General features: G+C 39.9%; 6 protein-coding genes. All 6 read right to left on the bottom strand.

The window, feature by feature from the left end:
* Positions 1–3: 3 nt before the first annotated feature.
* On the bottom strand, positions 4–1,062 hold the full coding sequence (locus BVH02_RS11245; protein WP_086501554.1) for an aldose 1-epimerase family protein: 1,059 nt from the start codon (positions 1,060–1,062) through the stop codon (positions 4–6).
* A gap of 208 nt (positions 1,063–1,270) precedes the next feature.
* Positions 1,271–1,948 carry a hypothetical protein gene (locus BVH02_RS11250; RefSeq protein WP_086501555.1) on the bottom strand — a complete coding sequence of 226 codons (678 nt, stop codon included), beginning with the start codon at positions 1,946–1,948 and terminating at the stop codon, positions 1,271–1,273.
* A 568-nt stretch (positions 1,949–2,516) separates the two neighbouring features.
* The gene (locus BVH02_RS11255; protein WP_086501556.1) at positions 2,517–3,320 is read right to left on the bottom strand and encodes a 3-keto-disaccharide hydrolase; all 804 of its coding nucleotides are present in this window, start codon (positions 3,318–3,320) and stop codon (positions 2,517–2,519) included.
* Entirely contained in the window at positions 3,317–6,010 is a 2,694-nt protein-coding gene (locus tag BVH02_RS11260; protein ID WP_086501557.1) for a c-type cytochrome, read from the bottom strand. Before BVH02_RS11260 ends, BVH02_RS11255 begins: the two co-directional genes overlap by 4 nt.
* 200 nt (positions 6,011–6,210) lie before the next feature.
* Complete coding sequence (locus tag BVH02_RS11265; protein WP_191278329.1) at positions 6,211–7,716, bottom strand: RagB/SusD family nutrient uptake outer membrane protein; 1,506 nt, start codon at positions 7,714–7,716, stop codon at positions 6,211–6,213.
* Between the two features lie 45 nt (positions 7,717–7,761).
* Positions 7,762–10,866, bottom strand: a complete 3,105-nt coding sequence (locus tag BVH02_RS11270; RefSeq protein ID WP_086501559.1) for a SusC/RagA family TonB-linked outer membrane protein — start codon at positions 10,864–10,866, stop codon at positions 7,762–7,764.
* Positions 10,867–11,065 lie beyond the last annotated feature (199 nt).

Genomic DNA, 11,065 nt, shown 5'->3' on the forward strand with positions numbered 1-11,065 from the left:
ATTTTATATTTTAAATTCATTAACTGTCTGGCCTTTGAGGACTTCCAGCTTGATTTCATAAGTCCTGCTTTCTCCAGGTTTCAACAAAATCAACGTTCCATTTTCACGTGCTGCTGCTTGTCCGATTGGAGGATTTGTAGCTGGCTCTAGCGCTGTTACGTATTCATTTTTGCCCCAGTGCTGCCAGTTGATTAACCATGGCATCTGCTTCTTGGAAAATGAAATACTCAAGCCAAGCTCCAAGTTATCATTCATATATCCACACGTGACCTGATCATTTTCATCAGTTGAAGGATCTATGAAAGCCACATCCTCTCCAAAAGCAGAATGCTCATCTAATGGAGCAGCACATTTGGTAAATCTATTTTTCTTGTTGAAATCAGATATAGAATCATCTGATTCTCTTTTCTGGATTTCTCCTTTCCAAACTATCCTAGTTCCATCATCGATCAGAGGCCATCCGCAATTGATATGATATAATACCATATGAGGTGCTGGTGAATTACCACGATTAAAGACCTCATCTTTGATATTAATTTCCGCGGATCCGAGCCTTCCAGAGATGGTTCTTTTTACTTCTAAACTCGGTCCGAAAGTCGTCGTCTCACGAATGATTCCTACGATTTCATAACTCAGATCTCCTGAATATATATCTGGCTGTTTGATGGAAATGAGTTCCGCAGGCGTATTGCTATAATTACCGTGCAATCCACGACTTCCAGTTTCATCCGAATTAGGTGGTCCCATGGAAGCAATCCCACAGGTGGTCAATAACCCTCCACCGAATGTCCTCAACCAATCTATACCTTGGTTAGAAAAAGGCTGAGCAGCAATGTGTCCCGCATTACTGATCCAAGATAAGCTATGCTCATTATGAAATGCGTCCAAAATATCCATTCCCCGGTCCAACACGACTTTAAATCGAAGGCCGGCTCCGGTATTAATCCAGGCTATTCGGGTTCCGCGTCCAGCTCCATTGTCTAGTACGGAAGTTTCTATTCCGCCTAGCTGTCGGAAATTGGACAATTTATCTTTCCAAGTGGATGGATCTGAGAGGTTCATTCTTAGGTTTGAGACTAGTGTGTAATCTATTAAAAAGGCCTTCCGACACTGTCCTGCCCTATATGGGTCGAGTGCGTAAGCAAGTGTTAATTTATAAAAATTGTAAGGGACAAATATGCCGTTAATAAAAAATGGCCTATGTAATTCAACATAGACCATTTAGATATAAAATATTATTTTGTCAAGTGACGAAAACTAATGCAAAACCTCAATCCTCACTCTCATCTTCCTCAAAAAGAATCACCTCGGCATCAAACTCTGCTTCTATAAACTCATCTCTAGCAATCCAATATTCCGATGTGATAAGCTGATATTGCCCCCCTTCAATTTTTCTCAAAACCCAAATAATTGAATTTGCTTCTTCAAATTTGACTTTACCTTCCAAGTGGTCTGAGAAAAGGCGTTTGATCAAATTGCTATCCTTTAGCGTATGTTGCAATGCTTTCAAAACAATCTCTTTGGTAATTTCTTCAGCATCGTCACCTTCATTACTAATTTCCAATTCAGCGATAGTTGCTTTGGCACTTGGAAATGTACCATTATACGCCTTGTGCAATAGCTGGTTAATATTAAAAAGCTGATGATGCAGACCAATTTCCGGATATTCCTCAGAGATTTTATCCAGCAGCATATCATGCGACATTTGATCTATTTGTCTTTCATTGAGAGTTTCGGAAAGTCTATAGTCAAGCAGTATCGCTGCAGCTTCAGCTGGTTCAAAATCAGAAATAGCCATATTGAGCAATTCCTTTAGCTCCGCAGGATTGGAATTGGAAGCATCTGGAAAACCAAATCGATCGAGCAACTCTACTAAATCTTGATTGCTCCAACTTCCCGGTAATTCATCTACTGTTTTTACACTGTTAATGATAATATGGTAATTCATAAGAATGGTTGTGGTTTTAAATAAAATTGATTTCTGATTCGCTAGAAAAAGGTAAGGCTAGCTAATCTTTCCATAGTTTTCTTAACGCAGGTTCTACGGCAAGCGTTCGGGTGAGGAAGTAGATCACCCGTCAAAAATGATAAAATCAGGTGCTAACTAACTCATCACAAGAGTTAGATTCAGATATGTTAATGTTTGTGAGTAAAATTGAATGGCTATGGTTTCCCTAGCAATTGGTTCAAGTCTTATAACTAGGACTTGGGATATTAGAGTTTTCAGACTGCTTTATAAAGAATTGAAAAATAATTACAGAAAATTGAACACCATAATTAATCAACGATTTACTCAATTACTACTTACTAGCTTTTTTCAGTCAGGAGACTGCATTGATGTGAGTCAAAGCCTGCCTGTTGCAGGCAGGTCTGAAGACTTAAACTAGTGATCTTCTAACTTGAACTAGCTAGTAAAATAAAAAAATGGCCCATATTTTTCAACATGGGCCATTTAAATATTGTTTCCAAGCCTGCCTGTCGTCGGACAGGCCTGAGGACTTGAACCAGATTTCCAATTACTGCTTCAGCATCACTTCTTTAAACTGAACAATCATAGGTGGACCCACATGAACCTGAACACCTAAATAACCTGATGCAAGTCTATTGCTTGGATCTTCATCATGAACTTCAGACATCAACTGTCCATTCACAAAATGTTTCATCACATTGCCTTTTGCTACAATATGAATAGTATTCCACTCACCTGCTTTAATCATAGCTCCTAGTTCTGCTCGATCGCCGATTTCATTTTCTACGGAAAGCCCTTTCCATGCATTTTTCTCAACAAATTCACGAACTCCAACTCCCTCTGGCTGAGATGTGATCTTAGTTTGCTGACCTCTATAAGCCAAAGTAGCACGCTTACGTTCTTCGTAATTCTGACCAGTGTATGTGTTTTTTCCGTCGATATCTGCTTGATAGCCTTTCAGTGCAAATGGTACATCTTCTACCATCTCACTTCTGTAATTTATACCTGAATTACCTCCTTCAGAAACTTTAAATTCAGCCTTCAGCTCAAAATCACCAGGTTGTCCACCTTGCCAAATCAAGAATGTATTAGCTTTCAATAGTGTTTCCGGCGTGATTTCACCAGTGATTGCACCATCTTTTACAGACCAATAAACCGGATTTCCATCCCAGCCATCTAGCGTTTTGCCATCGAATATGGATTTAAAACTTGCTTCTGATTCCGCGACAGGCTCTAAGATAGATTTCGATTTTTCAGTGGGTTGCTGGCAATTGGCTAATCCTATTACCAGCATTGCTCCTATACTGAGCGCTTCAATTCTTAGCCATTTTGATTTTATAAAATTTCTCATTCTTGGGCTTGGGCTTTAGTTTGATAAACTGTATGATTTGGATTACCACCCGAAACCAGGTAAGCCATCAAATCCTTAAGTTCTTCGTCATTTAGACGATTGATCATACCTGGCATCATGACAGATATTTTTGAATCTTTCACAGTTGAGATATTCTTCTTCTCCACTTTACGTAGAACATCTGGAGAGAATGGATTTTGGGAAACTGAATAGCTCGTTTCATCTTCATTGATGATTCTACCCATTACTGAACTTCCATCCTTCAACTCAAGTACACTTGCTACATATTGCTCTGATATCTCATCACTTGGATTGATAGTAGCTTGAAGAATATCTTTAGGAGAAAAACGAGTCCCTAATTGTGATAAGTCTGGACCAATAACCCCGCCTTGACCCGCCATTGTGTGACAGGATAGACACTGAGATGCCGCATACATCGCTTTGCCTCTAGCCAAATCCCTTCCGCTCAAATCTGCCATCAAAGGCTCTGCTTCCTCTACTGTCCATCTTTTTCCTGGACCTTCTGGCTGGATGTCAGTATTAACAAGATCATTTCCATTTCCTGTAAGCATCGCTGCACCAGAAAGTTCATTGTATTTATCAAAGTCTCCAGGAGCGACATGTTGCAGAGCCATTTTTCTAGCTCTATCAATAAATCCTACATAACTACGACCGCCTTTGTACTTGAAGGCATCCTGAATCCAAGTGAAATACTTCTCATGAAGTTCTGGAGTCCAACCAGTAGTGGCGCCACCAAGTACTGTAGCAAGGTAAGTTTGCTGAGCAGGCGGTACATTTGCCAGCATATTGGCGATATCCATTCCATACTGAGGGTTTCTCATAATCAAATCTTCAGATGAAGTGAAGGTCTTCTGGTAATCCGGGTCATCCTTAGCATTATCAAGTAGAGCCAAGGTCTTTTCTACAGCAGTAGGAGCATCCAAATACACAAGAAGAACTGCCAAGGCACGATCAAGATTATTGTTATTGGCAGGGAAATTAGCATCCAAATAAGCTACAAGATCAGATTTTAAAGAACCAGTTGGCTCTCCTTGTCTAGCAAGAATTAATTCAAAAGCTCTCAACAAATCCTGCTTTTCTTTTTCATTAAGCGAGCTGTAATCAATCCCCATCAGAGCTTGAAGCATAGGCGCTCCAGTTCCTTTGTCAGAATGTCTAGACAATGCGATCATGGTCTGCGTGAGCACTACAGGATTTTTCTCCGCCAGCGCCTTTGCTTTCCATGAATTAATCGGTTGATGCTCCACAGCAATTCTCGCAGCATATTGTACGAATCTATCTTTATTAGTTAAGTTAGCCCAAGCCAAATCAAGTCCGGAAGCAGGAGCTCCAGGCACATGTAGCGCCTCAAGTTCACGGCGAGTTTTTGCCTCAGCTGGCAAATCAGCAACAGTCAACCCAGTTTCCTTCTCATCTATGTCACCATCATAATAAACTCTATATAAGTCCGACTCTAGTCTTCTACCACCTGTCATTAAGTACATAGCTCCATCTGGGCCAATAACTCCATCTGTAAGTGGGAGCGGAGAACCTGAAATAAACTCTTCCGCTTTAGCCTCATAAGTTCCACCTTTAGGTGTCAAGGTCATAGAGTAGATGATACCAAAACTCCAGTCAAAGGCAAAAAGAGAGTTTCTGTATTTAGCAGGGAATTTGGATCCTGTACCATACATCACATTGGTAGGTGATCCTTGACCAATATTTAAAGTAGCTGGCAAATTATCTGGATAATTCGGAGACCATTTTTGGTTACCAGTTCTCCAGCCATATTCACTTCCGCTGGTCACATGATTGATACGAGTAGGTCTATACCAAGGCATTCCAAAATCCCATTCCATGTCAGAATCGTAGGTAAACAAATCGCCTACTTCATTAAATGCGATATCAAATGGATTTCTATATCCCGCTGAGACTAATTCCCAGTGTTTGCCTTCAGGATCTATATTTGCCACCCATCCACCAGGTGCCATTCTGTTATTTGCGTGACCTCTTGGGTCCTTGATTTCCGGAAAAAGATTATCCTCTTGCCATACGTTTGGAAGTCTGTAACTATCCATCTCAGGAACATCCGTATGATTTCCCGCTACGATATAAAGAGATTGACCATCAGGAGAAAGTTTGATACTATGCGGACCGTGCTCGCCTGGTTGACCAGTAAATTTTTTAATAGTTGTCACTGATTCATACTGATCATCGCCATCCAAATCTTGGATTCTATAAAGACCTGTACTTTCAGCGAACGTCTCATTCCCATTGTGATTTACCATCACATAGATACTATTGAACGCATAAAGAAGTCCTTGCGCATAGCCCATTCCGACCTGTGGCTCGGCTACATTTCCTATTATGAGCCTCTCAACAGTAGGCTTCAACGAATCTGAGCCAATTGCAGGAATGTCTAATCTGTATAGAAAGCCGTATTGATCAGCGGTTATCAAACGATTCTTATCATCAAAAGTCATGGCCACCCATGATCCTTCATCATTTTCTCCAGGACTTAGGAGATGCTCTGCCACAAACCCATCCGGGAGTTTGAGCTTGTCTAATTTAGGATTCCCGGTAAGCTGTCTTTGTTTGGTTTCTTCTCCTTTGTCTGTGTCACATGATACAGTGAAGAGTGCCACAGCTGATAGTAGAAAAAAACTCCTTATTGAGTATTTGAGTCGCATAGGTCAAATGTTAATGGATAGCAATAGTTAGATTTTAAATTGGTGAATAATTTCTCAATTCAGAAACCACTCATGAAATATACTAGGTATTTATCTCCACAAAATCCTTCGATAAAGTAACTAGAGAGGCAATTAAATAACCCAACACCATAGACCGATATTTCATCTAGATGTTGGGCTATTAAAAACTATGTTTTATTTTAGAAATAAGGACTCAAATCTGATTCTGCAGCAGGATAAGCATAGAACTTTTTGATATTAGTAAATGCATTGCTCCTAGGAACTGCACCTGCGATAGGTGGATAGTAATAATCCAACGGATTTGCGATGATTCGCTGACCATAAGGAACGATGATTTCCTGTATTCGATCAGTTCTCACAATATCAAACCAACGCTTATTTTCAAACGCAAGCTCAACTCTTCTCTCCTTGAAAATCGCCTCACGAAGTTCAGTTTGACCTGCTGCGGTTGAATTATTTAGCCCAGCGCGAGCACGAACCGTATTGAGATAACCTGCAGCTCCACCTTTTCCTTGCTCATTAAGAGCTTCTGCCATGAATAATAAGACTTCAGCATAGCGATAAACCACCCAGTTTGTACCGGTGTTGTTATTCTGAGAGTGTTGCTTCGCATGCTTCTTTATGTATGGATAGTTCTTATCTGTTCTAAAACTCCCTGATAAAAACACAGTGCCGATTGAGGCATCTTTTCTTTTGTCACCCACCTCATAAGCTGCGATAATATCTGGGGTAGGAATATTATTTCCTTCTCCATCAATATTCTGCGGGTTACTTGTCCCCATGATTGGCTGCAATTCAGCAGCACTAATCGGTCTAGGCATAAATTGATAAATAAAATTACCATTTAGACCTGCTGCTCCTTCTATAAACTGAACTTCAAATACAGACTCTGCATTATTTTTATTAGCAGTATTTCCAGGAAAAGCCAAATCATAACTACCCATCAACTGATAGCCGTGAGTCAATACTGGAGCTAAAATCTGCTCTGCTTCTGGCCACTTCTTTCTCTGGATATAGACATTTGCCAATAAAGTTCGAGCGGCTCCTTCAGTTGCTCTACCTGGAGTTTGAACTGCTTTTTTTGGTAATAATGAAACCGCTTCAATTAAATCCTTTTCAATCTGAGCATAAATCTCAGCTTCAGTAGACAAAGGCAATGCAGCTTCATCTCGCTTAGCAACTGGCGTTAGGTGAAGTGGCACACTGCCAAAATATCTAGCTAATTCAAAATAGGCATAGGCCCGCAAGAAAAGAGCTTGACCTTTCACATTAGCCTTCGCAGCAGCTTCAAAATCCACGTCATCGATGAGGGCTAGAATTTGATTAGTTCGCGCAATTATTAAGTAATCCTGTCTCCATTGCTGTAATACATGGCCATTTGCCGTTGTTCCATTAGATTCAGGCACTGAGAAATCCGCCAAATCTTCTTGATTGTCTGTTGCCCCAAAGAGTACATTTCTAGCATAGTAAGTGTTGTCAGAATGCATCTCAGAAAGCAGCCAAGCGCGATCATTTATAATACTTCGTAATGGTACATATGCAGCATTAACGGCTTGTTCGAAGTCAGTTTGGTTTTTATAAAAGGTGGCCGAGCTAAGCTGAGTCTCAGGCACAACCGTAAGGAAGTCTTCACAGCCAGTTAGCGCAAAAGATGCCACTAAGATGACTAAGATATATTTTTTCATTATGTTTTCTTATTTAGGTGAATAAATGAGGTGGAATACTTCCGCTTAGAAAGTAACATTGACACCAAAAGTGATCGTACGTGGTACTGGATAGGATCCCAAGTCAACACCTTGACTTAAATTACCTCCATCTCCTTGACCATTACCTTGCATACTGACTTCTGGGTTTGACCCTCCCCAATAGCTCGTAAGCACCCACACATTCTGAGCAGAACCGTAAATTCTAGCTGACTTAAATGTTTTAGGTAAATTTTTGAAAGTGTAGCCTACCGTGATATTTCTTATTGTAAAATAAGATGCATCGTAAACAAAATTGCTATTGTTCCAGTCACGCTCAATTCCTGTCACGTTACCTCCACCTACTGTGGTACCGAAGATTCCGTCACCTGGATCTTCTGGAGATCTAAAGCGATTTTTGACTTTTGCCACCATATTAAAAACGCCGTCTAGGTTTGCCGTAGAATAAAGGTGTCTCATGTATAACTGATTTCCTTCAGATCCTGAAGCTGTGATACTTGCATCCCAATTTTTGTAGGCAAAATTATTGATTATACCATAGGTGAAATCTGGAAATGGATTACCGATGATTGTTCTGTCATCATTATCGCCACCATTAGTGATCACACCGTCTCCATTAATATCCTGCAGTTTGATACTTCCCACCGTAGATCGACCAGGCACTTGGGGTGAATTAGCTAAATCTTCTGCATTTGCATAATTCCCTAGTTTTACCAATCCATAAAATTGACCAAATGGCTCCCCTACTTTAGTGATATGCTGGCTTCCATATACTCTATCGATCCCGTCTGCCAATGCTATTACTTCATTTCTATTGAATGAAATGTTTGCATTTGTAGTCCATCTGAAGGCTCCTGTAGTATTTACCGACGTAAGTGAAAACTCATGTCCCCAAAATTTAATTTCTCCAATGTTATCGTTGAAATTTGTAAAGCCCGACTCCTGCGGAATCTGTACAGCATACAATAAATTGGTGGTGTTTTTAGTATAGAAGTCATATACGAATGTCAATCTATCATCCCATAACCCAAAGTCTAACCCAATGTCAAACTGAGTTGTAGTTTCCCAACCCAAATTTGTATTGCTTAATGAAGTCACACCAGCACCTGGGAAAACTGTATTTCCAAATGCCGCATTTATAGTATTATTGACCAAGGCATACTGCGTGTAATTACCAATGTTATTGTTACCAGTAACACCATAACTAGCTCTTAGTTTAGCAAATGAAACGGTAGAATTAGCGTTTAGGAATCCTTCGTCAGATAGCACCCATCCTAAAGAAGTAGAAGGGAATACACCCCAGCGATTATCTGCTCCAAAACGTGAAGATCCATCGCCTCTGACAGAAGCCGTAAATAGATATTTGCCTTTATAATTATAGGTAAGTCTAGAGAACAAAGAAGTTAGAGACCACTCGTTCACTCCAGAAATAGTACCACCACGGTTTATATTGATTGCTCCCTGAATGGTAGGAAGTCGATCATCTGCATAGGTATCAGCAGCTACTCTGGTACGATCTTGTCTGTACCTCTGATTTGAAAAACCAACTAAAGCCTCAAAATTATGATCTCCAATACTTCTTCCATAGGTAGCAATATTTTCATTCAACCAAGATAACCCTTGATATTCATCGCGTACAGATGATGCCACAGTAGGAAGTGCCACATTGATTCGATTGGTTGCCGTAGAAGGGTTGAAGTAAAAGTAATTAGAGTTATTAAGTTCTGCATTGAAGGTAGTCTTCAAAGAAAGTCCTTTGATAGGTTTCCATTCCAAATACGTATTCGCTAAAACATTGATTACTTTAGTTTCATTTGTGATTTCATCTGCTGACCTCAGCCAGTTGGGATAGGCAAAAATATTTCCTGTATTAGCAGGGAATCGGTTAAAGGAGGTCAAGGTTTTTCCATCTTCTTCATAAATCGGCATTACTGGCCATGTATGAAGTGCATTAAATATTAAACCCGTTCCACGATCACCATCTGTCTGCGGCGTATTGTCAACCACATAACTAGGTGCAATATTTACTCCTACATTAACTTTATCAGACACAGTATAATCTGTATTCAATCGAAGTGAGAACCTCTCATAGTCAGTGTTTCTTACCACACCTTTCTGATCAAAATATCCCATGATAACTGCAGTATTAACTTTTTCCTTATTAGAGGTCACAGTCAGATTGTAAGAAGTGATTGGGGCAGTTTCCATCATAGCTCCATACCAATCATTATTCTCATTTCGGAAATCAGCAGGATTTTGAAAAATCTCTGGAACCGGCTGACCTGCATCTGTATAATATTCTTTCTTGAATTGCGCAAACTCCTCTGCATTTAGCATTTCCAATCTTCCTTTTTCTGGAACTGTCTGCCATCCAGTATATACGTTAAGATTAACATTGGTTTGTCCTACGCTACCTTTTTTGGTTGTAATCAAAATCACACCATTCGCAGCTCTAGAGCCATAAAGTGAAGTAGAAGCAGCATCTTTCAATACTGTAATTTCTTGAATTTCGTCTGGGTTCAAAGCGTTGATATCTCCGGTAATCGGAAAGCCATCAACTACGTACAATGGCGAGCTACCTCCAGAAACAGAAAGCTGCCCCCTGATCCGAACATTCATCCCTTGTCCAGGCTTTCCTGTAGTTTGATTGATCTGTACTCCAGCCAATCGTCCCTGTAGCTTCTGTGCTACGGAAGAAACCGGAAGATCTTTCAAATCTTTTTCACTTACAGATTGAATAGAACCTGTTACTTCTCGCTTAATCTGGCTACCATAACCTACAACGACTACTTCTGATAAATCTGAAGTGGAATAAGCAAGAGTAACGTTGATATTAGTACTGTTTGCATTGATCAAAACTGCATTGGTAGTAAAACCAACGAAACTCACTATTAATGTTTCGCCTACTGAAGCTTCAATACTGAATTCGCCATCTATATCGGTCACAGTTCCTTTCTGCGTACCCTTGACGGTGACTAATGCTCCTGGCACTGGCTGATTATCTCCCTCGGAGACAACGGTGCCCTTTATTGTTACCGACTGTGCGTACGATGTAGACACAGAAACGATAAACAAGGCTAATAAAAACCCTATAAAACGGGTTTTTATAAATGTTTGATAATAGTTTAGCATAGGATTGGGTTTAAATAGTATTAATTAACTTATCCAATTAACTATTATTAAGGCCCTGTTGTATCCTGCACCATCCTGAATGATACACTTCTAAGAGAATTTTTTAACAATTATAAAACAGGATACTAAAGGACAGCGAAATAAACAAAGTACTATGACATTAATCAGATGGAAGCTATACCAATACCAATAATATAAC

The sequence above is a fragment of the Algoriphagus ratkowskyi genome, from assembly GCF_002150505.1.
Lineage (GTDB): Bacteria > Bacteroidota > Bacteroidia > Cytophagales > Cyclobacteriaceae > Algoriphagus > Algoriphagus ratkowskyi.